Below are 25,440 nucleotides of genomic sequence, written 5' to 3'. Positions count from 1 at the left end.
CCGAATCGCGGCCTCCCGGCCATCGCCTTCCGATGTCCGAATTGCCCACCTCGTACACATAGCTCACCAGGGCGTGATGTCCGAGTTGCCGGTCTTGCCGCTTTAGTTGGCCTTGGTCTCGTGAGTTGGGTCACGTGCACCCTTGTCCGGGAATTTACGCCGTCTTCACAGGATCCCTTTACTAAAGGCAAGTTGAGGATCCAATTCCGGTTGAATCGGACGTATTGACGCTGCCCTAATCAGGAGAAAGCGATCTTCGTCCGAAATTCAGACCTTGTTCCCGACATGTGCTCTCGCATACGTTCACGTCGATCCCGGGCGGATCGCCGAATCCTGCCGCCGCCCGGACCCACCCACCCACGCACACACGGCAGGAGCGGGGGACCCAGACAAGCCGTCGATCCGGGACAAACCGGAACGACTAGGGGTCAAGCCGCACAGAGAGCGCGGCCGGGCACCTCCCCGCCCGAACCCGACAGCTCACCTCGCAGGCACAGGAGAGGAAACCGCCATGTCCGGACGACTCATGAACCGCCGCTTCAGGACCAGCCCCCTCATCACCCGTGGCGTGCTCGCCGCCGGTGTGGGCGGAGTCGCCCTCGCACTCCCCCTCCTGAGCGCCACCGGCGCCCAGGCCGCCACCGCGACGCAGACCGTCCGGGCGACCGTCCCCCAGGTGCAGCTCCTCACGTACACCGTGGTCGCCGGCGACACCCTCCAGACCGTCGCCAAGAAGAACCCGTCGAGCGGCGGCTGGCAGGCCCTGTACGACGCGAACAAGGCCGTCATCGGCCCCGACGCCGCCCACCTGCGCCCGGGACTGGTGCTGACGGTGGGCACGAAGAACCTCGCGACCGGCGTGGTGTCCCCGCTGACCAAGGCCGCACCGGCGGCAGCGGCCCCCTCCTCCGGCAAGAAGTACGCCAACAACCTGGACGGCTGGATCAAGCACTCCCTGGACATCATGGCCAAGGAGCGCATACCCGGCACGTACAACGGCATCCACCGCAACGTGATGCGCGAGTCCTCCGGCAACCCCCGCGCCATCAACAACTGGGACTCCAACGCCGCCGCCGGCATCCCCTCGAAGGGCCTGCTCCAGGTGATCGACCCCACCTTCAAGGCGTACCACGTCCCCGGCACCTCGATGGACCCGTACGACCCGGTCGCGAACATCACGGCCGCCTGCAACTACGCCGCGGCGAAGTACGGCTCGATCGACAACGTCAACGGACCGTACTGACCCGACGACAGCGGCACATCGCCTCTTCGGGGCGCGCGGCGGACCTCCGCTCGCGCCCCGAATCGGCATCTATGTCCGCTTCTTCCACTTTCTGCTGTCGAGGTGTCCGCGCCCCGGCAGGACGTCCGCACCGCGACGAGACGTCTACAGCCCGAAGAGCCGTTCCAGAACGACCGCGATGCCGTCGTCCTCGTTCGACAAGGTCACCTCGTCGGCCACCGCCTTCAGTTCCGGATGCGCGTTGGCCATGGCGATCCCACGGGCCGCCCAGTCGAACATGGGGATGTCATTGGGCATGTCGCCGAAGGCGAGGGTCTCGGCGGGCGCGAGACCGAGGTGCGCCGCGGCGAGGGCGAGACCCGTCGCCTTGGTCACGCCGCATGGCTGGAGTTCGACGGTGCCCGGCCCCGACATGGTGACCGTCGCCAGCGAACCGACCACCGACCGTGCCGCCGACGCCAACTCGTCGTCGGTCAGGGAAGGGTGGCGCAGCAGCACCTTGCTGATGGGTTCCGTCCACAGGTCGTCGCGCCGCCGCACCCGTACCGCGGGGAGCGTCGGGTGGGGCATCACGTAACCCGGCTCGATCAGGGTCAGCCCGTCCACGCCGTCCTGGTCCACCGCCGCGTACAGCAGGCCGACTTCCGCCTCGATCTTGCCGAGCGCCGTCTCCGCCAGTTCCCTGTCCAGGGTCACCGACCACAGCATCCGGTCCGCCCCGGCGTCGTACAGCTGCGCCCCCTGCCCGCACACCGCCAGTCCCTCGCCGCCGAGTTCGTCCAGCAGCGGTCGCACCCTCGGTGCGGGACGGCCCGTCACCACGAGATGCCGGGCGCCCGCCTCGGCCACCCTCGCCAGCGCGGCCCGCGACCGGTCGGAGAGGGTGTCGTCGCCGCGCAGCAGCGTTCCGTCCAGGTCAGTGGCGATGAGTGAATATGCAGTCGGAGCGGCCATGATCCGAAGAATACGGATCGCACGACTCAACGGCCCGCCGTGAACCGGACGACGTCCGGTATCCCGCCCGCAACTCCCTTCACCGTCCGGACGTCAGGGGCGGTTCGCCGTACAACTCGTGCGCGCGGTACGCGGAGACACCCCATTTCCACTGCCGCGCGAGGGCGAGGGCGCGCCTCGCCCGCGACGCCCCTCGCCCCAACTCACCTGTGTGCGGCGGCCAGATGCCCGGTCAGCCGGGGCGAGGCGAACTCGGTCCCGCACACGAACCGCATCACCGGCCCGTACGAGGCCGCCGCCGGCAGCCCGGTGAAGTACAGGCCGCGGACGGAGGAGCGGTAGCCCGCGCCCAGCCTCGGAGTGCCGCGGCTGACCGCCAGTCCGGTGCGCAGCTCGTGACCGAGGAAGTCCATCGCCGCGATGTCGACGCGGTAGCCGGTCGCCGCGACGACATGGTCGGCGAAGAGTTCCTCGGCCCGGCCCCCATGGGTCCGGACGGTCAGGACGGGACTGCCCTCGCGCACCTCGGTGCGGACGATCCGCTCGACCTCACGGACCTCGACCTTGCCCTCGAAGCGGTCGCGCAGCCACCAGGCGCCGAGCGGGCCGAGCACCCGGCGCACCAAGTAGTGCCGGGCCCGCGCGGGCAGGTGGCGATAGGGCTGCGGGTAGTAGCTCAGCGCCCACAGGGACCAGGCGCGGCCGAAGGGGGACTCGGGGCGCAGCCTCGGCTGGTTCCACGGGGGTGCGCCGAAGTCCACGGCGCCCCTGCCCCGGGACACCACCCGCACCCGCGCGCCCGCCTCCGCCGCGAGCGCCGCCGTCTCCAGGGCGGACTGGCCGGCGCCGACGACGATCAGCTCCTTGCCGGAGAACCGGCTCAGGTCGTGGTGCTGGGAGCTGTGCGAGACGGGGCCCGTGGGGGTGGGGCCGTCGGCCACCGCGCTCGCGAGCTCGGGAGGCAGATGGTCGAGTCCGGACAGACCGGTGGCCACCACGACGGCCCGCGCGGTGAACAACTCCCCCGAGTCCAGCTTGAGTTCGAAACCGTCCGGGCTCTCGGCGGCTCCGGAGCGAGCGGAACCGCCCGAGCGGCCGGAACCGCCGGAGCGGCCGCGGCCGGCCTTGCGGTCGACGGAGACGACGCGCACCCGCTCCAGCTCGGGCACCAGTTTCTGCTGGAACCACTCGCCGTACGCGATGAACGTCTCGACGGGGATGATGTCCTCGTCCGTGACGAGGCGCGGTATCCCTGCCGCGTCGCAGTAGTCGAGGAGTGTGTGCCCGCGCTGCGGGGCGTCGATGGTGGACGCGGCCGGGGTCGACTTGAGGAGCATTCCCTCGGGCATGTGGTCGCGCCAGCTCACCATGGGCTCGCCGAAGACACGCACCGGGACACCGCGGGCCCGCAGATGGGCCGCGGTCGACAGGCCGAACGGCCCGGCACCGATGACTGCTACCGGATGAATCACGAAGTCCCCTCCCCAGGACGTCGGACGTCTTCCGTCACTTCGTGGTGGTGCTGCCGCGGCGGTTGGTGCGCCACAGCTGATACAGGTGCTTCGCGCCCGGCCGCACGAAGCGCGCGAGCATCGTGAAGAACGGCCGCGGGTCGTCACCCGCGAGCCAGGCCAGCTCCGTACCGCTCGCGCGAGCCGGTGCGTGCGGTGTCGTGTAGCCGCTGCGCCGGTAGGCGAGCAGTGCCGGCAGGTCGATGTTCTCCACGATGTAGCGGTGACCGGCCCGCTGTTCCCCCTCCGGAACGGCGCGCCCGGTCAGATCCAGATGCATGGCCCGGACAACGTCGATCCCCGACTCGTTCTCGAAGAGGCGGAACTGCGCGCCCATCCGCGGGTTGAAGTCGAGGAGCTTGTACTGCCCGTCGCGCCGGTCGAAGCGCAGGTCGAGGTCGATGATGCCGCTGAAGCCGATCTCCTTGATGAACCGGGCGGCGAGGTCGGCGAGTTCCGGATTGTCGACGACGTACGCGTTCGCCGTCATGCCCGCGTGCGGCGGCCAGGAGCGGACCTTGACGCCCGTGAACATCGCGAGCGGCGTCGAGTCCGCGTCGAAGTACGCGTGCACGATCCAGTCCTCCGCGTCCTCCCTGGGCAGGTACTCCTGGAGGATCACACCCGGTTGCGGGCCCCAGTCCCGGGCGAGCGTCAGCAGGCCCTCGCGGGTCGCGATCCGCGTCGTGCCGTTCACGGCCGGGCGGCTGCGGCGCACGAACGCCTCGCGGTTCTTGGCGACGACGGGAAAGCGGGCGCTCTCGGCGAACTCGACGATGTCCTCGTACGACTGCGGAAAGGCCGCCGCGGGACTCGGGATGCCGTGTTCGACGCACAGTTCGTGCAGGCCCTGCTTGCTGGCGAGCCGGCGGGGCAGCTTGGCGTCCACGCGCGGGAAGAGGAAGCGGTCGCCCAACTCGTCCTGGTGCTCGGCGATGAGGACGGCGGCCTCCTCGTCCGTCGGCACGAGGACCGTCGGCCGCCCGATCCGCCCGCCGATCCGCAGCAGCCCTTCGACGAGCCGCTCCGGTTCCTCCGTCCCCGTCGTCGGCCAGACGAACGCACGGCGCAGATAGCGCGAGCTCGCAGCCGGTGTGTAACGGTCCTCGGTGATCGCATACATCGGGATGCCCAGCCGGCCCAGACTCCGGATGGCACCCACCCCACCGTGGTGCAGCGGATAATCGCCGAACTTCACGATGAGGCCCGGAACATGCTGGTCGGCGTGCACCGGCGCACTTCTGGAGCTCCTGGCCACGGGTCCCCCCACGCGTCCCCCTACGGACCGGACCCACCCCGTCCGTGTCCCCAAAGGACGCTAAGCCGGAATTGCCACGTCCGACAAGGAAAATTCGGACATTGCAAACTCTTTAGGCACTGCCACAGCAGGGTCACTCCCCCGTAACGTGTGCCGCGACCACACGGAACGTGTGGCCCACCTGGATCAGACGACGCGTACGAATCCGAAAGCGAGGCACCTACCGATGCCCCCCGTCGATGTCCCCGAGGGCGATCCCTTCGGCCCGCACAACCTTCCGTACGGCGTGTTCTCCCCGAACGGCGACCCGGGCGGTTCCGCGGAGCGGCGCGTCGGCGTCCGGCTCGGCGACCACGTGCTCGACGCGGGTGCCGCCGCCCGCGCGCTCGGTTCCCCGTACGCCGAGCTCCTCGCGCAGCCCACGCTGAACCCGCTGCTCGCGGCCGGCCGCACCGCCTGGTCCGACGTGCGCCGGGCGCTCACGGCCTGGGTGACCGTCCCGGCCCACCGGGAGACCCTCGAACCGCACGTCCACCCGCTGTCCGAGGTCACGCTGCACCTTCCCTTCGAGGTGGCGGACTACGTCGACTTCTACGCCTCCGAGAACCACGCCCGGAACGTCGGTCAGATCTTCCGGCCCGACGCCGCCGACTCCCTCACGCCCAACTGGAAGCATCTGCCGATCGGTTACCACGGCCGCTCCGGCACGGTCGTGGTGTCCGGCACGGACGTCGTGCGCCCCTCCGGGCAGCGGAAGGCGCCCGCCGATGCCGAGCCCGTCTTCGGTCCCTCCGTCCGCCTCGACATCGAGGCGGAGGTCGGTTTCGTGGTCGGCGCCCCCTCCCTCATGGGCACGCCCGTCCCGCTCTCCTCCTTCCGCGACCACGTCTTCGGCCTGTGCCTCCTCAACGACTGGTCGGCGCGCGACATCCAGGCGTGGGAGTACGTGCCCCTCGGCCCGTTCCTCGGCAAGTCCTTCGCCACGTCGGTGTCGGCGTGGATCACCCCGCTCGACGCCCTGGACGGCGCCCTGGTCGCGCCGCCCGCCCGCACGCACCCCCTGCTCCCCTACCTCGACGACTCCGCCGAGGAACCGGGCGGCTACGACCTGCGGATCTCCGTGGCGATCAACGGTCACGTCGTCTCCGAACCGCCCTTCTCCACCATGTACTGGACCGCCGCGCAGCAGCTCGCCCACATGACGGTGAACGGCGCCTCCCTGCGCACCGGCGACCTGTACGGCTCCGGCACCGTCAGCGGCCCCTCCGACGCCGAGCGTGGTTCCCTCCTGGAACTCACCTGGAACGGCCGCGACCCGCTCGAACTCCCCGACGGCAAGCGCGCCTTCCTGGAGGACGGCGACGAGGTGACCCTGACGGCCTGGGCACCCGGTCCCGGCGGAACCAAGGTGGGACTGGGAGAGGTCCGCGGCCGCATCACCAGCGCCCTGGGCGGCACGGAGGCCTAGCCTGCGGAGGCCCAGGGGGACGCCCGGCGGCGCGGGGGCCGGGAACCTGGGCACACGCCCGGCGCATCCGAGGCCGGGGGCTCAGGGGCACGCCCCGCAGCGCGGAGGCCCGAGGCCCAGGGGCACGCCCCGCGGCGCGGGGGCCGGGAACCTGGGCACGCGCCCGGCGCCGCGGAGGCCGGGAGCCCGGGCACACGCCCGGCGCATCCGAGGCCGGGGGCTCAGGGGCACGCCCCGCAGCGCGGAGGCCCGAGGCCCAGGGGCACGCCCCGCGGCGCGGGGGCCGGGAACCTGGGCACGCGCCCGGCACCGCGGAGGCCGGGAGCCCGGGCACACGCCCGGCACCGCGGAGGCCCGGGGCCCAGAAGCACGCCCGGCGGCGCGGAGGCCGGGAACCTGGGCACGCGCCCGGCGCATCCGAGGCCGGGAGCCCGGGCACACGCCCGGCGCATGCGAAGCCGGAGGCCTAGGGGCACGCCCGGCACCGCGGAGGCCCGGGGGCCGGGGGCCGGATCGGCCCCCGCCCCGCCTCGGCCGCCGGTGGCAGATCTTCGCCGGCACCGCCGAAAGCTGCAGGTCAGGTCGGTGCTCGCCGCGCGCCCAAGTGGCGCAACACTCCAGCAACACCACTCGCCGCACCGCGTCGGTATCGTCCGGCGCATGCTCACCGACCGCATCCGCGACCACGCCGGCCAGGGCGCGACCACCGTCGCCGCCCGCCGGCGTCGGCTGCGCGCGGACCGGGCGCGGCAACTCGCCGACCTCCTCCGCCGGCAGGTGCTGACCAGCGGCTATCCGGACGGCTCCCTGCCGCACGAGGCCGCCCTCGGCACGGACTACCGCGCCTCGCGCAACACCGTCCGCCAGGCCCTGGACCTGCTGCGCGCCGAAGGCCTGGTGGAACGCCTGCCCGGCGTCGGCACCGTCGTCGTGGCACGGAAGTACCCGCACGGACTCGACCGGGTCCCCGCGACCACGAGCGCCATGACGCCAGACCCCATGACGCCAGACCCCATGACGCCAGACCCCATTACGTCAGACCCCGCGGCCCCGAGCCCCCTTCGGCACAGAGCGACCCGCGAAGTGCCGCACCCCGGTGGCCCGGTCCCGGAGGACTCGGGTGTCCTATATCCAGTCCTCCGGCTCCGGCTCCTGGCTCAGCTCGGGCCAGTCCGGGTCCGGTGCCTGGTCAGCGGCAGGGGCCGGGGCCGGGGCCGGGCCGGTTGACGGGGCCGGGGTCGCGGCGGGGGCGCCGCCCAGCGAGGCGAGCACCTCCAGCACTCCCTCGCCGTACGTCGCCAGCTTCTTCTCGCCCACGCCGCCGATGCCGCCCAGGTCGGCCACCGAGGTGGGCCACACCGTGGCGATCTCGCGGAGCGTGGCGTCGTGGAAGATGACGTACGCCGGGACGCCCTGCTCGCGGGCCTGCTCGGCTCGCCAGGAGCGCAGCGCCTCGAAGGCGGGGACGAGCTCCGGGGGCAGCTCTGCCGCGGCGGCCTTGGCCTTGCGCTCGCCCTTGGACCCGGACGACGAGCGGGGTGCGGCCTGCCGCTTCGGTTCCTTGCGCAGCGGCACCTCACGCTCGCGGCGCAACACCTCACCGCTGGTCTCGGTGAGCACCAGCGTCCCGTACTCGCCCTCGACGGCCAACAGCCCCTGGGCGAGCAACTGCCGTACGGCGCCGCGCCATTCGGGCTCGGACAGGTCCTCGCCGATGCCGAACACCGACAGCTGGTCGTGGTCGAACTGGATCACCTTGGCGGTGCGCCGCCCCAGCAGGATGTCGATGATCTGTCCCGCGCCGAACTTCTGGCCCCGCTCGCGCTGCAGTCGCACCACCGTGGACAGCAGCTTCTGCGCCGCCACCGTGCCGTCCCAGGTGTCGGGCGGAGTCAGGCAGGTGTCGCAGTTGCCGCAGGCCGGGGTGTGCTGCTCCTGGCCGAAGTAGGCGAGGAGCTGGGACCGGCGGCACTGGGCCGTCTCACACAGCGCCAGCATGGCGTCGAGATGGGCGGCGGCCCGGCGGCGGAACGCCTCGTCGCCCTCCGAGCCCTGGATCAGCTTGCGCTGCTGGACCACGTCCTGAAGGCCGTACGCCATCCAGGCCGTGGACGGCAGTCCGTCGCGGCCGGCGCGGCCCGTCTCCTGGTAGTAGCCCTCGACCGACTTCGGCAGGTCGAGGTGGGCGACGAACCGGACGTCCGGCTTGTCGATGCCCATCCCGAAGGCGATGGTGGCGACCACCACGAGCCCCTCCTCGCGCAGGAAGCGCGACTGGTGGGCGGCGCGGGTGCCGGCGTCCAGACCCGCGTGGTACGGCACCGCCTCGATGCCGTTGCGGGAGAGGAACTCGGCGGTCTTCTCCACCGAATTACGGGAGAGGCAGTACACGATGCCCGCGTCGCCCGCGTGCTCCTCGCGCAGGAACGACAGCAGCTGCTTCTTGGGGTCAGCCTTCCCGACGATCCGGTACTGGATGTTGGGGCGGTCGAAGCTCGCCTCGAAGTGGCGGGCCTTCGGCATGCCCAGTCGCTGGGTGATCTCCTGGTGCGTGGCGTGCGTGGCGGTGGCCGTCAGGGCGATCCGCGGGACGTCGGGCCAGCGCTCTCCGAGCACCGACAGTGCGAGGTAGTCGGGGCGGAAGTCGTGGCCCCACTGGGCCACGCAGTGCGCCTCGTCGACGGCGAACACGGAGATCTTCGCGCGGGACAGCAGGTCCAGTGTGGTGTCCAGGCGGAGCCGCTCGGGCGCCAGATACAGCACGTCCAGCTCGCCCGCGAGGAGCTCCGCCTCCACCATGCGGCGCTCGTCGAAGTCCTGCGTGGAGTTCATGAACCCGGCGCGCACGCCGAGCGCGCGCAGCGCGTCGACCTGGTCCTGCATCAGGGCGATGAGCGGGGAGACCACGACACCCGTGCCCGGTCTGACCAGTGCGGGAATCTGATAGCAGAGCGACTTGCCGCCGCCCGTCGGCATCAGCACGACCGCGTCACCGCCGGCCACCACGTGCTCGATGATCGCTTCCTGTTCACCACGGAAGGCGTCGTACCCGAAGACACGGTGGAGCGTGGCCAGCGCCTCGCTGTCGCCCTGTGTCATCGTCGTGTCCGCTCCGGTCATCGCACCCGTCCCGCCCGTCCCGCTCATCGCTCGTCGTCCCCCGTATGTCGTGCTTCACCCACGACAGCCACCATAGGGCTCCGCGCCGACACCCTCGGAGTTATCCACAGGCTGCTACGGCATCGCTGCCCTCCGTGCGCCTGAGTCCTCCACCCCGCGCGCCCGGCTCGGCGCGCCCGGTCCGCCGGCAACGCGTCGGGCCCCGCTCCCGGTGAGGGAGCGGGGCCCGACGCCTGTGCACGTCCCGGCCCGCGGGGTCAGCGGACGAAGACCCCGGCCTGACTCGCCAGGTCCAGGAAGTACTGCGGCGCGACACCGAGCACCAGGGTGACCGCGACGCCCACGCCGATCGCCGTCATGGTCAACGGCGACGGCACGGCGACCGTCGGGCCCTCGGGCCGCGGCTCACTGAAGAACATGAGCACGATGACGCGGATGTAGAAGAACGCCGCGATCGCCGACGAGATCACACCGACCACGACCAGCGCGCTCGCGCCGCCCTCCGCCGCCGCCTTGAACACGGCGAACTTCCCGGCGAATCCGGAGGTCAGCGGGATGCCGGCGAAGGCCAGCAGGAACACCGCGAAGACCGCGGCCACCAGCGGGGACCTGCGTCCGAGACCCGCCCACTTGGACAGGTGGGTGGCCTCGCCGCCCGCGTCCCGCACGAGCGTCACGACGGCGAAGGCGCCGATGGTGACGAACGAGTACGCGCCCAGGTAGAAGAGGACGGACGAGACGCCGTCGGGCGAGGTCGCGATGACACCCGCGAGGATGAAGCCCGCGTGCGCGATCGACGAGTACGCCAGCAGTCGCTTGATGTCCGTCTGTGTGATCGCGACGATCGCGCCGCCCAGCATGGTCACGATCGCGACGGCCCACATGACCGGCCGCCAGTCCCAGCGCAGGCCCGGCAGGACGACGTACAGCAGGCGCAGCAGCGCGCCGAAGGCGGCCACCTTCGTCGCCGCGGCCATGAAGCCGGTCACGGGGGTCGGCGCGCCCTGGTAGACGTCCGGCGTCCACATGTGGAACGGCACGGCGCCGACCTTGAACAGCAGCCCCATGGCGAGCATGGCGGCGCCGATGAGCAGCAGCGCGTCGTTGCCCATGGTGCCGGCGAGCGCCGGGTCGACGTTCTGCACGGTGCCGTCGACGACCTGCGCGATCGTCGCGTACGACACGGAGCCCGCGTAGCCGTACAGCAGGGCGATGCCGAACAGGGTGAACGCGGAGGCGAAGGCGCCGAGCAGGAAGTACTTGACCGCCGCCTCCTGCGACATGAGCCGCTTGCGGCGGGCCACCGCGCACAGGAGGTACAGCGGGAGCGAGAAGACCTCCAGGGCCACGAAGAGCGTCAGCAGGTCGTTGGCCGAGGGGAAGACGAGCATGCCGGCGATGGCGAAGAGCAGGAGCGGGAACACCTCGGTGGTGGTGAACCCGGCCTTGACGGCGGCCTTCTCGCTGTCGCTGCCGGGCACGGACGCGGCCTGCGCGGCGAACGAGTCGACGCGGTTGCCGTGGGCCTCCGGGTCCAGTCGCCGCTCGGCGAAGGTGAACACGCCGAGCAGGCCGGCCAGCAGGATCGTGCCCTGGAGGAACAGGGCCGGTCCGTCGACGGCGATGGCGCCCATCGCCGCGATGTGCGCCTTCGTGGTGCCGTATCCGCCCGCCGCGAGCGCGACGACCGCGGCGAAGGCGGCGGCGAGCGCGACGACGGCGACGAACACCTGGGCGTAGTAGCGCGACTTGCGCGGCACGAACGCCTCGATCAGCACCCCGACGACGGCCGCACCGACGACGATCAAGGTGGGCGACAATTGCCCGTATTCGATCTTCGGTGCGTCGATCTTCGAGATCGGATCGGCTGCGGTTGTCCACAGGCTGTGGACGGCTGCTGCGCTCACTTGGCCGCCTCCACCTCGGGCTTGGGGTCCGTCTTGTGTACGTCTGACATGGTCTGCTTGACCGCCGGATTGACGATGTCGGTGACGGGCTTCGGGTAGACGCCCAGGAAGATCAACAGGGCGATCAGCGGGGCGACCACCAGGAGCTCGCGCACCCTGAGGTCGGGCATCTCGGCGACCTCCGCCTTCACCGGGCCCGTCATCGTCCGCTGGTAGAGGACGAGCGTGTAGAGCGCGGCGAGGACGATGCCGAAGGTGGCGATGATGCCGACCACCGGATAGCGCGTGAACGTGCCGACCAGGACCAGGAACTCACTCACGAAGGGCGCGAGTCCCGGGAGCGAGAGCGTGGCGAGCCCGCCGATCAGGAAGGTGCCGGCGAGGATCGGTGCGACCTTCTGCACCCCTCCGTAGTCGGCGATCAGGCGCGAGCCGCGCCGCGAGATCAGGAAGCCGGCCACCAGCATCAGGGCGGCGGTCGAGATCCCGTGGTTGACCATGTACAGCGTCGCGCCCGACTGGCCCTGGCTGGTCATCGCGAAGATGCCCATGATGATGAACCCGAAGTGCGAGATCGACGCGTACGCGACCAGGCGCTTGATGTCGCGCTGGCCGACCGCGAGCAGGGCGCCGTAGACGATGCTGATGAGCGCCAGCACGAGGATGGCGGGCGTCGCCCACTTCGAGGCCTCCGGGAAGAGCTGGAGGCAGAAGCGGAGCATCGCGAAGGTGCCGACCTTGTCGACGACCGCCGTGATCAGCACGGCGACCGGGGCGGTGGCCTCACCCATGGCGTTCGGCAGCCAGGTGTGCAGCGGCCACAGGGGCGCCTTCACCGCGAAGGCGAAGAAGAAGCCGAGGAAGAGCCACCGCTCCGTGTTGGTCGCCATGTGCAGCGATCCGTTGGCGCGGGCCTGCACGATCTCCTGGAGCGAGAAGTTCCCGGCGACCACGTAGAGACCGATGACGGCGGCCAGCATGATCAGGCCGCCGACCAGGTTGTAGAGGAGGAACTTCACGGCGGCGTACGAGCGTTGTGTCGCGGCGGCCGCGTCCCCTTCGGCGGCGGAGGCGGCCGACCGGTACGCGCCGTGCGCCCTGTCCCCGAAGCCACCGATGAGGAAGTACATCGGGATGAGCATGGCTTCGAAGAAGATGTAGAAGAGGAAGACGTCGGTGGCCTCGAACGAGATGATCACCATCGCCTCGACGGCGAGGATCAGCGCGAAGAAGCCCTGGGTGGGACGCCACCGCGAGCTGCCCGTCTCCTGCGGGTCGGCGTCGTGCCAGCCCGCGAGGATGATGAACGGGATCAGCAGCGCGGTGAGCGCGACCAGCGCCACCCCGATGCCGTCCACACCCAGCTCGTAGCGCACACCGAAGTCCGCGATCCAGGGATGGGACTCGGTGAGCTGGTAGCGCGCGCCGTCGGGATCGAAGCGCACCAGGGTCACCGCGGCGAGCGCCAGGGTGCCCAGGGAGACGAGCAGCGCCAGCCACTTGGCGGCGACGCGCTGCGCGGCCGGCACGGCGGCCGTGGCGATCGCCCCGAGCGCCGGGAGCGCCGCCGTCGCTGTCAGCAGAGGAAAGGACATCGGTATCAGACCGCCCTCATCAGCAGGGTCGCAGCGATGAGGACCGCCGCACCGCCGAACATCGAGACCGCGTAACTGCGCGCATAGCCGTTCTGCAGCCTGCGCAGCCGGCCGGAGAGGCCGCCCACGGAGGCCGCCGTGCCGTTGACGACGCCGTCGACCAGCGTGTGGTCGACGTACACCAGGGAGCGGGTGAGGTGCTCGCCACCGCGCACCAGCACGATGTGGTTGAAGTCGTCCTGGTACAGATCGCGCCGGGCGGCCCGGGTTGCCAGGGAACCCCGCGGGGCGACCACCGGGACGGGACGGCGCCCGTACTGGGCGTACGCGATTCCGGCGCCGACGACGAGCAGCACCATCGTGGCCAGCGTGACCGTGAGGGCGCTGACCGGCGAGTCCCCTTCGGAGTGCCCGGTGACCGGCTCCAGCCAGTGCAGGAAGCGGTCGCCGATGCTGAACAGTCCGCCCGCGAAGACCGATCCGAAGGCCAGCACGATCATGGGGATCGTCATCGACCTGGGCGACTCGTGCGGGTGCGGCTCATGGCCGTCCGCGTCCGGCTGCCAGCGCTTCTCACCGAAGAAGGTCATGAGCATCACGCGCGTCATGTAGTACGCGGTGATGGCCGCGCCGAGCAGGGCCGCGCCGCCGAGGATCCAGCCCTCGGTGCCGCCCTTGGCGAAGGCCGCCTCGATGATCTTGTCCTTGGAGAAGAAGCCGGACAGGCCCGGGAAGCCGATGATCGCGAGATAGCCGAGGCCGAAGGTGACGAAGGTGATCGGCATGTACTTCCTGAGGCCGCCGAACTTCCGCATGTCGACCTCGTCGTTCATGCCGTGCATGACCGACCCGGCGCCGAGGAAGAGCCCGGCCTTGAAGAAGCCGTGCGTCACCAGGTGCATGATCGCCCAGACGTAGCCGATGGGGCCGAGGCCCGCGGCCAGCACCATGTAGCCGATCTGGGACATGGTCGAGCCGGCCAGCGCCTTCTTGATGTCGTCCTTCGCGCAACCGACGATCGCACCGAACAGGAGCGTGACGGCACCGACGACGGTGACGACGAGCTGTGCGTCGGGCGCCGCGTTGAAGATCGCGCCGGAGCGGACGATGAGGTAGACACCCGCGGTCACCATCGTCGCGGCGTGGATGAGGGCCGAGACCGGGGTCGGGCCCTCCATCGCGTCCCCGAGCCAGGACTGCAGCGGCACCTGGGCGGACTTGCCGCAGGCCGCGAGGAGCAGCATCAGGGCGATGGCGGTCAGCTTGCCCTCGCTCGCGCCCTGCGTCAGCCCCGCCTCCCCGTGGGTGCCGAGGACCGGACCGAACGCGAAGGTCCCGAAGGTGGTGAACATCAGCATGATGGCGATCGACAGGCCCATGTCGCCGACGCGGTTGACCAGGAAGGCCTTCTTCGCGGCGGTGGCGGCGCTGGGCTTGTGCTGCCAGAAGCCGATCAGCAGGTACGAGGCGAGACCCACGCCCTCCCAGCCGACGTACAGCAACAGGTAGTTGTCGGCGAGGACGAGCAGCAGCATCGCCGCGAGGAACAGGTTCAGATAGCCGAAGAAGCGGCGGCGGCGCTCGTCGTGCTCCATGTACCCGACGGAGTACAGGTGGATCAGCGAGCCGACACCGGAGATCAGCAGCACGAACGTCATCGACAGCTGGTCGAGCTGGAAGGACACGTCGGCCTGGAAGCCGGCGACCGGGATCCAGCTGAACAGGTGCTGGCTGATGGTCCGGTCGTCGGGGCTCTTGCCGAGCATGTCGGCGAAGAGCACGACGCCCATCACGAACGAGGCCGAGGCGAGCGCCGTACCGATCCAGTGGCCGACGGCGTCCAGCCGCCGGCCGCCGCACAGCAGTACGGCCGCTCCGAGCAGGGGCGCCGCGATCAGCAGCGCAATCAGGTTCTCCACGATTCAGCGACCCCTCAGAGCTTCATCAGGCTGGCGTCGTCGACCGAGGCCGAGTGGCGGGAACGGAACAGCGACACGATGATCGCGAGCCCGACCACGACCTCCGCGGCGGCGACGACCATCGTGAAGAAGGCGATGATCTGGCCGTCGAGATTGCCGTGCATGCGGGAGAAGGCGACGAACGCGAGGTTGCAGGCGTTGAGCATGAGCTCGATGCACATGAACACCACGATCGCGTTGCGTCTGATCAGTACGCCGGTGGCACCGATCGTGAACAACAGGGCCGCGAGATAGAGGTAGTTGACCGGGTTCACTTCGACCCCTCCCCCGTCTTCGTGCGCTCCAGGCGCTCCTCGGCACGCTGCTCCAGGGCCTTCAGATCGCTCAGTGCCTCGGTCGACACGTCACGGATCTGGCCGCGCTCGCGCAGCGTCTTGTTCACGGTCAGCTCGGCCGGGGTGCCGTCGGGGAGCAGGCCCGCGATGTCCACCGCGTTGTGCCGGGCGTAGACGCCGGGCGCCGGGAGCGGCGGTACGTGCTTGCCCTCGCGCACACGCTGCTCGGCCAGCTCGCGCTGGGTCTTGGCGCGCTCGGTGCGCTCGCGGTGCGTGAGCACCATGGCGCCGACGGCGGCCGTGATGAGCAGGGCGCCGGTGATCTCGAACGCGAACACGTACTTCGTGAAGATGAGGGCGGCGAGGCCCTCCACATTGCCGTTCGCGTTCGCCTTGGCCAGGCCGTTGAAGTCCTTGATGGAGGCGTTGCCGATGCCGCCGAGGAGCAGGACGCCGAAGCCGAGACCGCACACCAGGGCCAGCCAGCGCTGCCCCTTGATGGTCTCCTTCAGCGAGTCCGCAGCGGTGACACCGACGAGCATGACCACGAACAGGAACAGCATCATGATCGCGCCCGTGTAGACGACGATCTGGACGATGCCCAGGAAGTACGCGCCGTTGGCCAGGTAGAACACCGCAAGGATGATCATGGTCCCGGCGAGGCAGAGCGCGCTGTGCACGGCCTTCCTCATGAAGACGGTGCACAGGGCGCCGATCACGGCGACGGTGCCCAGGACCCAGAACTGGAAGGCCTCCCCGGTGGAGGTGAAGTATGCGGCCAGCTGTGCGCTCATTCCTCCGCCTCCTCACCGGCGGGCGCACCCGGCGCGTTCGCCGAGACGGGCACCTCGCCCTTGGAGAGGGCCACTTGGCGCTGCGTGCCGGGCGCGGCCTCGGTCACCAGGCCCCGGTAGTAGTCCTGCTCGTCGGTGCCCGGGAAGATCGCGTGCGGTGTGTCGACCATGCCCTCGTCGAGCCCGGCGAGCAGCTGCTCCTTGGTGTAGATGAGGTTGGCCCGGCTGGAGTCGGCCAGCTCGAACTCGTTCGTCATCGTGAGCGCGCGCGTGGGGCACGCCTCGATGCACAGTCCGCACAGGATGCAGCGGGCGTAGTTGATCTGGTAGACGCGGCCGTACCGCTCGCCCGGCGAGTAGCGCTCCTCGTCGGTGTTGTCCGCGCCCTCCACGTAGATCGCGTCCGCGGGGCAGGCCCAGGCGCAGAGCTCACAGCCGACGCACTTCTCCAGGCCGTCCGGATGGCGATTGAGCTGGTGCCGGCCGTGGAACCGCGGAGCGGTGGTCTTCTGCTGCTCCGGGTACTGCTCGGTCAGCCGCTTCTTGAACATGGCCTTGAAGGTCACGCCGAAGCCGGCGACGGGGTTCTGGAAACCCTGCTTGGTCTCCTTCGGCTCCTCAGCCATCGGACCCCTCCTTTCCGTCACGAGTTCCACCCATTGATCCGTCACTCGCAGTATCGGACCCGCCACTGACAATGAGCTCCCGCTCGCGGCGCGAGCGGCGCCTCGGCACCGGTGGCAACTCCTGCCCCGGCAGCGGCGGCACGGGGAATCCACCGGCCATCGGGTCGAAGGCGGCGGGTTCGGCGGGCACCTCCCGGGCCCCCTGCTTGTCGCGGAAGATGTCCGCGACGAAGGAGAGCAGCAGCAGGACGAGGACGCCGCCGCCCACGTACAGGGCGATGTCCGCGAAGTCGTAGTTCTCGTTCCTGAGCGTCCGTACGGTCGCGACGAGCATCAGCCAGACCACGGAGACCGGGATGAGGACCTTCCAGCCGAGCTTCATCAGCTGGTCGTAGCGGACGCGCGGGAGCGTGCCGCGCAGCCAGATGAAGAAGAAGAGCAGCAGCTGCACCTTGATGACGAACCACGCCATCGGCCACCAGCCGTGGTTGGCGCCCTCCCAGAAGGTGCTGATCGGCCACGGGGCCCGCCAGCCGCCCAGGAAGAGCGTCACCGACACCGCCGAGACCGTCACCATGTTCACGTACTCGGCGAGCATGAACAGCGCGAACTTGATCGACGAGTACTCGGTGTTGAAGCCGCCGACGAGGTCGCCCTCGGACTCCGGCATGTCGAACGGCGCGCGGTTGGTCTCTCCGACCATCGTCACGATGTAGATCAGGAACGAGACCGGCAGCAGGATGATGTACCAGCGGTCCTGCTGCTGCTCGACGATCGTCGAGGTGGACATCGACCCGGAGTAGAGGAACACCGAGGCGAAGGCGGCGCCCATGGCGATCTCGTAGGAGATCATCTGCGCGCAGGACCGCAGACCGCCCAGCAGGGGGTAGGTCGATCCGGAGCTCCAGCCCGCCAGCACGATGCCGTAGATGCCGACGGAGGCGACCGCGAGGATGTAGAGCATCGCGATCGGCAGGTCGGTCAGCTGCATCGTGGTGCGGTGGCCGAAGATCGAGATCTCGTTGCCCGCGGGGCCGAAGGGGATCACCGCGATCGCCATGAAGGCCGGGATGGCCGCGACGATCGGCGCGAGGACGTAGACCACCTTGTCCGCGCGTTTGACGATGACGTCTTCCTTGAGCATCAGCTTGATGCCGTCGGCGAGCGACTGGAGCATGCCCCAGGGGCCGTGCCGGTTCGGGCCGATGCGCAGCTGCATCCACGCGACGACCTTGCGCTCCCACACGATGGAGAAGAGCACGGTCAGCATGAGGAAGGCGAAGCAGAAGACCGCCTTGATGACGACCAGCCACCACGGGTCGCGGCCGAACATGGAGAGGTCTTCAGCGGCGAGGTACGGGCTCATGCCTCCACCTCCTTGGGGGCCTCGGCGGCGGAGCCCGCCGGACCGATACGGACGAGTGCGCCGGGTCGCGCCCCGGTGTCGGAGGCGACGCCCGTTCCGGTGGAGTTCAGCGGGAGCCAGACCACGCGGTCGGGCATCTCGGTGATCTGGAGGGGGAGTTCGACCACTCCGGAGGGACCGGTCACGGCGAGGAGGTCGCCGTTCCCGACGCCCGCCTCGGCGGCCGTGGCGGCCGACACGCGCGCGCGTGCGGCGTGCCGGGTCCCGGCGAGCGCCGGGTCGCCCTCCTGGAGGCGGCCCTGGTCGAGCAGCAGACGGTGTCCGGCGAGGACGGCCTCGCCGGCGGCCGGCCGCGGCAGCTGCACGGCGCTCTCCAGGGGCTCGGTGGCCCGCGGCCCGTCCCAGGCGCCGAGCCGGTCCAGCTCGCCGCGCGCGGTGCGCAGGTCCGGCAGGCCCAGGTGCACGTCCATGGCGTCGGCCAGCATCTGCAGGATGCGTGCGTCGGTGGGTGCCAGGCGTCGGGTCATCTGGTCGGGCTTGAGCGCGGCCTCGAAGAGGCGGGCGCGGCCCTCCCAGTTGAGGAAGGTGCCCGCCTTCTCGGCGACGGCCGCGACGGGAAGCACCACGTCGGCGCGCTCGGTGACCTCGCTGGGGCGCTGCTCCAGCGACACCACGAAGCCCACTTCGGACAGGGCGGCACGCGCGCGTGCCGGGTCCGGGAGGTCGGCGACCTCCACGCCCGCCACCAGCAGGGCGCGCAGTTCGCCGCCCGCGGCGGCCTCGACGATCCGGCCGGTGTCACGGCCGTAGCGGTGCGGGAGCTCGGAGACGCCCCAGGCGGCGGCGACCTCCTCTCGCGCGCGGGGGTCGGTGGCCGGGCGTCCGCCCGGCAGCAGCGACGGCAGCGCGCCCGCCTCGATCGCGCCGCGCTCCCCTGCCCGGCGCGGAATCCACACCAGCTGGGCGCCCGTGGCGGACGCGGCGCGTACGGCCGCGGTGAACCCGCCGACCACGGAGGCGAGGCGCTCACCGACGACGATCACGGCGCCCTCGGTGCGCAGCGCCTGCGCGGCCTCGGCTCCGTCGCCCTCCAGGCCGACACCGCTCGCGAGGGCGTCCAGCCATTCGGTCTCGGTGCCGGGCGCGGCGGCCAGCAGGACGCCGCCCGCCTTCTCCAGTCCGCGCGTCGCGTGCGTGGCGAGCGAGAACGTCTTCTGGCGGTGCCCGCGCCAGGCCTTGCGCAGCCGCAGGAAGACGCCGGGCGCCTCCTCCTCCGACTCGAAGCCGACCAGCAGGACGGCGGGCGCCTTCTCCAGGGAGGTGTAGGTGACGCCCGAGCCGTCCAGGTCCCGGCCCCGTCCGGCGACGCGGGCCGCCAGGAAGTCGGCCTCCTCGGCGCTGTGCACGCGCGCGCGGAAGTCGATGTCGTTCGTGTCGAGGGCCACGCGCGCGAACTTGCTGTAGGCGTAGGCGTCCTCGACGGTGAGCCGGCCGCCGGTGAGGACACCGGTCCGGCCCCGGGCCGCGAGCAGCCCCTGCGCCGCCGCTTCCAGCGCCTCCGGCCAGGAGGCGGGCTCCAGCTCACCCGACGCACCGCGCACGAGGGGCGTCTCCAGGCGGTCGCGCTGCTGCGCGTACCGGAACCCGAACCGTCCCTTGTCGCAGATCCACTCCTCGTTGACCTCGGGGTCCGGGGCCGCGAGGCGCCGCATGACCTTGCCGCGCCGGTGGTCGGTGCGCGTGGCGCAGCCTCCGGAGCAGTGCTCGCACACGGAGTGCGAGGAGATGAGGTCGAAGGGGCGCGAGCGGAATCGGTACGCCGACGACGTCAGCGCGCCGACCGGGCAGATCTGGATGGTGTTGCCCGAGAAGTACGACTCGAAGGGGTCGCCCTCACCTGTGCCGACCTGCTGGAGCGCGCCGCGCTCGATCAGCTCGATCATCGGGTCGCCGGCGATCTGGTTGGAGAAGCGGGTGCAACGGGCGCACAGCACGCACCGCTCCCGGTCGAGCAGCACCTGCGTGGAGATCGCCACCGGCTTCTCGTACGTCCGCTTCCTGCCCTCGAAGCGGGACTCGGCGTTGCCGTGCGACATGGCCTGGTTCTGCAGCGGGCACTCGCCGCCCTTGTCGCAGACCGGGCAGTCCAGCGGGTGGTTGATGAGCAGCAGCTCCATCACGCCGTGCTGGGCCTTCTCCGCCACCGGGGAGGTGAGATGAGTCTTGACGACCATCCCGTCCGTACACGTGATCGTGCAGGACGCCATGGGCTTGCGCTGGCCCTCGACCTCGACGATGCACTGGCGGCAGGCCCCCGCCGGGTCGAGCAGCGGATGGTCGCAGAACCGGGGGATCTCGATGCCGAGCTCCTCGGCGGCCCGGATGACCAGGGTGCCCTTGGGCACGCTGATCTCGGCCCCGTCGATCGTCAGCGAGACGAGATCTTCCCGCGGGACCGCAGCCTCCCCGCCTCCGGAGGGAGCGCTGGTGGTCACTGTCATGCGTTCACCTCCGTGCGGTCGGCCCAAGCGGTGGACTTGGCCGGGTCAAAGGGGCAGCCGCGGCCCGTGATGTGCTGCTCGTACTCCTCACGGAAGTACTTGAGCGAGGAGAAGATCGGCGAGGCGGCGCCGTCGCCGAGGGCGCAGAACGACTTGCCGTTGATGTTGTCGGCGATGTCGTTCAGCTTGTCGAGGTCGGACATGAGGCCCTTGCCGGCCTCGATGTCGCGCAGCAACTGCACGAGCCAGTACGTCCCTTCACGGCACGGCGTGCACTTGCCGCAGGACTCGTGGGCGTAGAACTCGGTCCACCGGGTGACGGCCCGCACCACGCAGGTCGTCTCGTCGAAGCACTGGAGCGCCTTGGTGCCGAGCATGGAACCCGCGGCGCCGACCCCTTCGTAGTCGAGGGGGACGTCGAGGTGCTCGTCGGTGAACATCGGCGTGGAGGAGCCGCCCGGCGTCCAGAACTTCAGCCGGTGGCCGGGCCGCATTCCGCCGCTCATGTCGAGGAGCTGGCGGAGGGTGATGCCGAGCGGGGCCTCGTACTGGCCGGGGTTCGCGACATGGCCGCTGAGCGAGTAGAGCGTGAAGCCCGGGGACTTCTCGCTGCCCATCGACCTGAACCATTCCTTGCCTTTGTGCAGGATTGCGGGAACGGATGCGATGGATTCGACGTTGTTCACCACAGTCGGGCACGCATAGAGGCCCGCGACGGCAGGGAAGGGGGGACGGAGCCGCGGTTGGCCGCGGCGGCCTTCGAGCGAGTCGAGCAGTGCGGTCTCCTCGCCGCAGATGTACGCGCCCGCGCCCGCGTGCACGGTGAGCTGGAGGTCGAGCCCGCTGCCCAGGATGTTCTCGCCGAGGTAGCCCGCCTCGTATGCCTCGCGCACGGCCTCGTGCAGCCGCCGCAGGACGGGGACCACTTCACCGCGCAGATAGATGAAGGCATGCGAAGACCGGATGGCGTAGCACGCGATCACAATGCCCTCGATGAGGCTGTGCGGGTTCGCGAAGAGGAGCGGGATGTCCTTGCAGGTTCCCGGCTCCGACTCGTCGGCGTTGACAACCAGATAGTGCGGCTTGCCGTCGCCCTGCGGAATGAACTGCCACTTCATTCCGGTGGGGAATCCGGCACCGCCGCGACCGCGCAGTCCGGATTCCTTGACATAGGCGATGAGGTCGTCCGGCGACATCGCGAGCGCCTTGCGCAGACCCTCGTATCCGTCGTGCCTGCGGTAGACGTCCAGCGTCCAGGACTTCTCCTCGTCCCAGAAGGCCGAGAGCACGGGCGCCAGCAGCTTCTCGGGGCTGGACTCTCCCCCGGCCTCCGGCTGCGAGGTGCTCCCGTATTGGGTGGACAAGGTCATCACTCCCCCTCCTCGGCGACGGGACCCGCCGGGTGGGCCGGGTCGGAGGCCGATGTGTCCTGCGGCGCGTCGTGCGAGCTCAGGTGCTCGGGGTGCGGCTGGTCCTGAGGCGCCCCGCCGCCGCGCGGGTGCACCACGCGCGCGGGGGCGGCCTCACCCTTGGCCAGCCGGAGCCCGATCAGCGACGCGTGGCCGGCGCTGCCGCTCGCCTCGACGGCTCCGGCGCGCTCGTCGGGGAAGCCCGCGAGGATCCGGGCGGTGTCCTTGAAGGTGCACAGCGGGGCACCGCGAGTGGGCTCGACCTGTGCTCCGGCGACCAGGTCGTCGACGAGGCGTTTCGCGGAGTCCACGGTCTGGTTGTCGAAGAACTCCCAGTTGACCATCACGACCGGCGCGAAGTCGCAGGCCGCGTTGCATTCGATGTGCTCCAGGGTGACCTTGCCGTCCTCGGTGGTCTCGCCGTTGCCGACGCCCAGGTGGTCCTGGAGTGCCTCGAAGATCGCGTCGCCGCCCATGACCGCGCACAGGGTGTTGGTGCAGACGCCCACCTGGTAGTCGCCGGAGGGCTTGCGCCGGTACATCGAGTAGAAGGTCGCGACCGCGGTGACCTCGGCCGTGGTCAGGCCGAGCACCTCCGCGCAGAACCGCATTCCCGTCCGCGTGACGTGGCCCTCCTCCGACTGCACGAGGTGCAGCAGCGGCAGGAGCGCCGAGCGGGAGTCCGGATAGCGGGCGACGACCTCCCGCGCGTCGGCTTCGAGCCTGGCCCGGACGTCGTCCGGGTAGTCGGGCGCGGGCAGGTGGGGCATGCCCAGGCTGACGCCCTCGGAGGGGGTGGTGGTCACCGGTCGACGCCTCCCATCACGGGGTCGATGGACGCCACGGCGACGATGACGTCGGCGACCTGGCCGCCCTCGCACATCGCCGCCATGGCCTGGAGATTGGTGAAGGACGGGTCCCGGAAGTGGACCCGGTAGGGGCGGGTGCCTCCGTCGGACGCGACGTGCACCCCGAGCTCGCCCTTGGGCGATTCGACCGCGACGTACGCCTGGCCCGGCGGGACGCGGAAGCCTTCGGTCACCAGCTTGAAGTGGTGGATCAGGGCCTCCATGGAGGTGCCCATGATGTTCTTGATGTGGTCGAGGGAGTTGCCGAGACCGTCGGGGCCGAGCGCGAGCTGGGCGGGCCAGGCGATCTTCTTGTCGGCGACCATCACCGGTCCCGGCTGGAGCCGGTCCAGGCACTGCTCGACGATGCGCAGCGACTGCCGCATCTCCTCCAGGCGGATCAGGAAGCGGCCGTAGGAGTCGCAGGTGTCGGCGGTCGGCACCTCGAAGTCGTACGTCTCGTAGCCGCAGTACGGCTGGGACTTGCGCAGGTCGTGCGGCAGGCCGGCGGAGCGGAGGATCGGGCCGGTGGCGCCGAGGGCCATGCAGCCGGCCAGGTCGAGGTAGCCGACGTCCTGCATGCGGGCCTTGAAGATGGGGTTCCCGGTGGCGAGCTTGTCGTACTCGGGAAGGTTCTTCTTCATCTTCTTCACGAACTCGCGGATCTGGTCCACGGCGCCCGGGGGCAGGTCCTGGGCGAGGCCGCCGGGGCGGATGTAGGCGTGGTTCATCCGCAGGCCGGTGATCAGCTCGTAGATGTCGAGAATGAGTTCACGATCACGGAATCCGTAGATCATGATCGTGGTGGCGCCGAGTTCCATGCCGCCGGTGGCGATGCACACGAGGTGGGACGAGAGCCGGTTCAGCTCCATCATGAGGACGCGGATGATCGTGGCGCGGTCGGGGACCTGGTCCTCGATGCCGAGGAGCTTCTCGACCGCGAGGCAGTACGCCGTCTCGTTGAAGAACGGCGTCAGGTAGTCCATGCGCGTCACGAACGTGGTGCCCTGCGTCCACGTGCGGAACTCGAGGTTCTTCTCGATGCCGGTGTGGAGGTAGCCGATGCCGCAGCGGGCCTCGGTGACCGTCTCGCCGTCGATCTCCAGGATGAGCCGGAGCACGCCGTGCGTGGACGGGTGCTGCGGACCCATGTTGACGATGATGCGCTCGTCGTCGGAGGTGGCCGCGGTCTGGGCGATCTCGTCCCAGTCACCGCCGGTGACCGTGTAGACGGTGCCCTCGGTCGTCTCGCGGGCCGACGCGGCTGATGCAGAAGAAGGGGTCTGCGTGCTCATGAGTACGACCTCCGCTGGTCCGGAGCCGGGATCTGGGCGCCCTTGTACTCGACGGGGATGCCGCCGAGGGGGTAGTCCTTGCGCTGCGGAAAGCCTTGCCAGTCGTCCGGCATCATGATCCGCGTCAGTGCCGGGTGGCCGTCGAAGATCAGTCCGAAGAAGTCGTACGTCTCGCGCTCGTGCCAGTCGTTGGTCGGATAGACGGAGACGAGCGAGGGGACGTGCGGGTCGGCGTCGGGGGCGCTGACCTCCAGCCGGATCAGCCGGTTGTGGGTGATCGAGCGCAGGTGGTAGACGGCGTGCAGCTCGCGGCCCTTGTCGTGCGGGTAGTGGACCCCGGAGACACCGGTGCACAGCTCGAAGCGGAGGGCCGGGTCGTCGCGCAGGGTCTGGGCGACGCGGACCAGGTGCTCGCGCTCGATGTGGAAGGTGATCTCGCCGCGGTCGACGACCGTCTTCTCGACGGCGTTGTCGGGGACGAGTCCCTGTTCCTCCAGGGCGCCCTCCAGCTCGTCGGCGACCTCGTCGAACCAGCCGCCGTAGGGGCGGGTGGCCGGGCCCGGGAGCCGGACGGAGCGGACCAGGCCGCCGTAACCCGAGGTGTCGCCGCCGTTGTCGGCGCCGAACATGCCCCGCTGGACGCGGATCTCCTCGCCGCCCTCGCCACGCTGGCCGGGGAGGTTCGAGGCTCCGAGGTCCTTCTCGGGGTTGACTCCGTTGCCGTTCGCGTCGCTCACCGCAGCAGGCCCTTCATCTCGATGGTGGGGAGCGCCTTGAGCGCCGCTTCCTCCGCCTCGCGGGCCGCCTCCTCGGCGTTCACGCCGAGCTTGGAGGTCTGGATCTTCTGGTGGAGCTTGAGGATCGCGTCCATCAGCATCTCGGGCCGTGGCGGACAGCCCGGCAAATAGATGTCGACCGGGACGATGTGGTCGACTCCCTGCACAATGGCGTAGTTGTTGAACATTCCACCCGATGAGGCACAAACCCCCATGGAGATCACCCACTTGGGATTGGGCATCTGGTCGTAGACCTGCCGCAGCACCGGCGCCATCTTCTGGCTGACCCGGCCGGCGACGATCATCAGGTCCGCCTGTCGCGGCGACCCGCGGAAGACCTCCATGCCGAAGCGCGCCAGGTCGTAGCGCCCGGCGCCGGTGGTCATCATCTCGATGGCGCAACAGGCGAGTCCGAACGTCGCGGGGAAGACGGACGCCTTGCGCACCCATCCCGCGGCCTGCTCGACGGTGGTCAGCAGGAATCCGCTCGGCAGCTTTTCTTCGAGTCCCATGTC

Annotated in this window: 19 protein-coding genes, 1 pseudogene and 1 riboswitch; of the genes and pseudogenes, 3 read left to right on the top strand and 17 right to left on the bottom strand. The window is 70.2% G+C overall.

All coding sequences use genetic code 11. The annotated features are described in order from the left end of the window. The first annotated feature begins 376 nt into the window (after nt 1–376). Nucleotides 377–489, top strand: a riboswitch (cyclic di-AMP (ydaO/yuaA leader). A 22-nt stretch (nt 490–511) separates the two neighbouring features. Next, entirely contained in the window at nt 512–1,243 is a 732-nt protein-coding gene (locus ACSYGO_RS27055; protein WP_426680668.1) for a transglycosylase SLT domain-containing protein, read from the top strand. Between the two features lie 144 nt (nt 1,244–1,387). On the opposite strand, the gene ACSYGO_RS27050 is transcribed toward ACSYGO_RS27055, so the two are convergent. The 3 genes from ACSYGO_RS27050 to ACSYGO_RS27040 all read right to left on the bottom strand — a co-directional run bounded on the left by ACSYGO_RS27050 (nt 1,388) and on the right by ACSYGO_RS27040 (nt 4,939). Further along, nucleotides 1,388–2,197, bottom strand: a complete 810-nt coding sequence (locus tag ACSYGO_RS27050) for an HAD family hydrolase (RefSeq protein WP_426680667.1) — start codon at nt 2,195–2,197, stop codon at nt 1,388–1,390. A 203-nt stretch (nt 2,198–2,400) separates the two neighbouring features. Beyond that, nucleotides 2,401–3,669 (bottom strand): FAD-dependent oxidoreductase, encoded by a 1,269-nt coding sequence (locus ACSYGO_RS27045; protein WP_435229696.1) that lies wholly within the window; start codon nt 3,667–3,669, stop codon nt 2,401–2,403. A 34-nt stretch (nt 3,670–3,703) separates the two neighbouring features. After that, the gene (locus tag ACSYGO_RS27040; protein WP_426680665.1) at nt 3,704–4,939 is read right to left on the bottom strand and encodes a carboxylate--amine ligase; all 1,236 of its coding nucleotides are present in this window, start codon (nt 4,937–4,939) and stop codon (nt 3,704–3,706) included. Nucleotides 4,940–5,192: 253 nt separating this feature from the next. Here ACSYGO_RS27040 and fahA point away from each other — a divergent pair, with 253 nt between their 5' ends. Together fahA and ACSYGO_RS27030 are read left to right on the top strand one after the other, a co-directional pair. After that, nucleotides 5,193–6,434, top strand: a complete 1,242-nt coding sequence (fahA, locus tag ACSYGO_RS27035) for a fumarylacetoacetase (protein WP_460387953.1) — start codon at nt 5,193–5,195, stop codon at nt 6,432–6,434. Between the two features lie 660 nt (nt 6,435–7,094). After that, nucleotides 7,095–7,401: pseudogene (locus ACSYGO_RS27030) on the top strand (GntR family transcriptional regulator); the annotation flags it as partial. A gap of 158 nt (nt 7,402–7,559) precedes the next feature. Here ACSYGO_RS27030 and recQ read toward each other — a convergent pair. The 14 genes from recQ to ACSYGO_RS26960 all read right to left on the bottom strand — a co-directional run bounded on the left by recQ (nt 7,560) and on the right by ACSYGO_RS26960 (nt 25,437). Then, nucleotides 7,560–9,581, bottom strand: a complete 2,022-nt coding sequence (recQ, locus tag ACSYGO_RS27025) for a DNA helicase RecQ (RefSeq protein WP_460387951.1) — start codon at nt 9,579–9,581, stop codon at nt 7,560–7,562. 230 nt (nt 9,582–9,811) lie between these two features. After that, nucleotides 9,812–11,461, bottom strand: coding sequence for an NADH-quinone oxidoreductase subunit NuoN (gene nuoN, locus ACSYGO_RS27020; protein WP_426680662.1), 1,650 nt, complete (start codon nt 11,459–11,461; stop codon nt 9,812–9,814). Beyond that, nucleotides 11,458–13,056 (bottom strand): NADH-quinone oxidoreductase subunit M, encoded by a 1,599-nt coding sequence (locus ACSYGO_RS27015; RefSeq protein WP_460387949.1) that lies wholly within the window; start codon nt 13,054–13,056, stop codon nt 11,458–11,460. The genes nuoN and ACSYGO_RS27015 overlap by 4 nt, the downstream gene beginning before the upstream one ends. Before the next feature lie 5 nt (nt 13,057–13,061). Further along, complete coding sequence (gene nuoL / locus ACSYGO_RS27010) at nt 13,062–14,975, bottom strand: NADH-quinone oxidoreductase subunit L (RefSeq protein WP_460387948.1); 1,914 nt, start codon at nt 14,973–14,975, stop codon at nt 13,062–13,064. Nucleotides 14,976–14,989: 14 nt separating this feature from the next. Beyond that, entirely contained in the window at nt 14,990–15,289 is a 300-nt protein-coding gene (gene nuoK, locus ACSYGO_RS27005; RefSeq protein ID WP_003974374.1) for an NADH-quinone oxidoreductase subunit NuoK, read from the bottom strand. After that, complete coding sequence (locus tag ACSYGO_RS27000; protein WP_460387946.1) at nt 15,286–16,104, bottom strand: NADH-quinone oxidoreductase subunit J; 819 nt, start codon at nt 16,102–16,104, stop codon at nt 15,286–15,288. Before ACSYGO_RS27000 ends, nuoK begins: the two co-directional genes overlap by 4 nt. After that, complete coding sequence (gene nuoI / locus ACSYGO_RS26995; RefSeq protein WP_460387945.1) at nt 16,101–16,730, bottom strand: NADH-quinone oxidoreductase subunit NuoI; 630 nt, start codon at nt 16,728–16,730, stop codon at nt 16,101–16,103. Before nuoI ends, ACSYGO_RS27000 begins: the two co-directional genes overlap by 4 nt. Beyond that, nucleotides 16,723–18,096 carry an NADH-quinone oxidoreductase subunit NuoH gene (nuoH, locus tag ACSYGO_RS26990; protein ID WP_432174452.1) on the bottom strand — a complete coding sequence of 458 codons (1,374 nt, stop codon included), beginning with the start codon at nt 18,094–18,096 and terminating at the stop codon, nt 16,723–16,725. Before nuoH ends, nuoI begins: the two co-directional genes overlap by 8 nt. Further along, complete coding sequence (locus ACSYGO_RS26985; protein WP_460387943.1) at nt 18,093–20,597, bottom strand: NADH-quinone oxidoreductase subunit G; 2,505 nt, start codon at nt 20,595–20,597, stop codon at nt 18,093–18,095. The genes nuoH and ACSYGO_RS26985 overlap by 4 nt, the downstream gene beginning before the upstream one ends. Continuing rightward, a complete protein-coding gene (gene nuoF / locus ACSYGO_RS26980) occupies nt 20,594–21,967 on the bottom strand; it encodes an NADH-quinone oxidoreductase subunit NuoF (protein WP_426680655.1) in 1,374 nt (457 codons plus the stop codon). The genes ACSYGO_RS26985 and nuoF overlap by 4 nt, the downstream gene beginning before the upstream one ends. Beyond that, entirely contained in the window at nt 21,967–22,812 is an 846-nt protein-coding gene (nuoE, locus tag ACSYGO_RS26975) for an NADH-quinone oxidoreductase subunit NuoE (protein WP_095935936.1), read from the bottom strand. The genes nuoF and nuoE overlap by 1 nt, the downstream gene beginning before the upstream one ends. Then, on the bottom strand, nt 22,809–24,149 hold the full coding sequence (locus tag ACSYGO_RS26970; protein ID WP_426680654.1) for an NADH-quinone oxidoreductase subunit D: 1,341 nt from the start codon (nt 24,147–24,149) through the stop codon (nt 22,809–22,811). Before ACSYGO_RS26970 ends, nuoE begins: the two co-directional genes overlap by 4 nt. Then, nucleotides 24,146–24,886, bottom strand: coding sequence for an NADH-quinone oxidoreductase subunit C (locus ACSYGO_RS26965; protein WP_426680653.1), 741 nt, complete (start codon nt 24,884–24,886; stop codon nt 24,146–24,148). Before ACSYGO_RS26965 ends, ACSYGO_RS26970 begins: the two co-directional genes overlap by 4 nt. After that, the gene (locus ACSYGO_RS26960) at nt 24,883–25,437 is read right to left on the bottom strand and encodes a NuoB/complex I 20 kDa subunit family protein (protein ID WP_003998928.1); all 555 of its coding nucleotides are present in this window, start codon (nt 25,435–25,437) and stop codon (nt 24,883–24,885) included. Before ACSYGO_RS26960 ends, ACSYGO_RS26965 begins: the two co-directional genes overlap by 4 nt. Between the last annotated feature and the right edge of the window lie 3 nt (nt 25,438–25,440).

It is taken from the genome of Streptomyces krungchingensis, from assembly GCF_054729265.1.
Note: the sequence above shows the minus strand (reverse complement) of the source record. Positions and strands in the feature narration are given on the sequence as shown.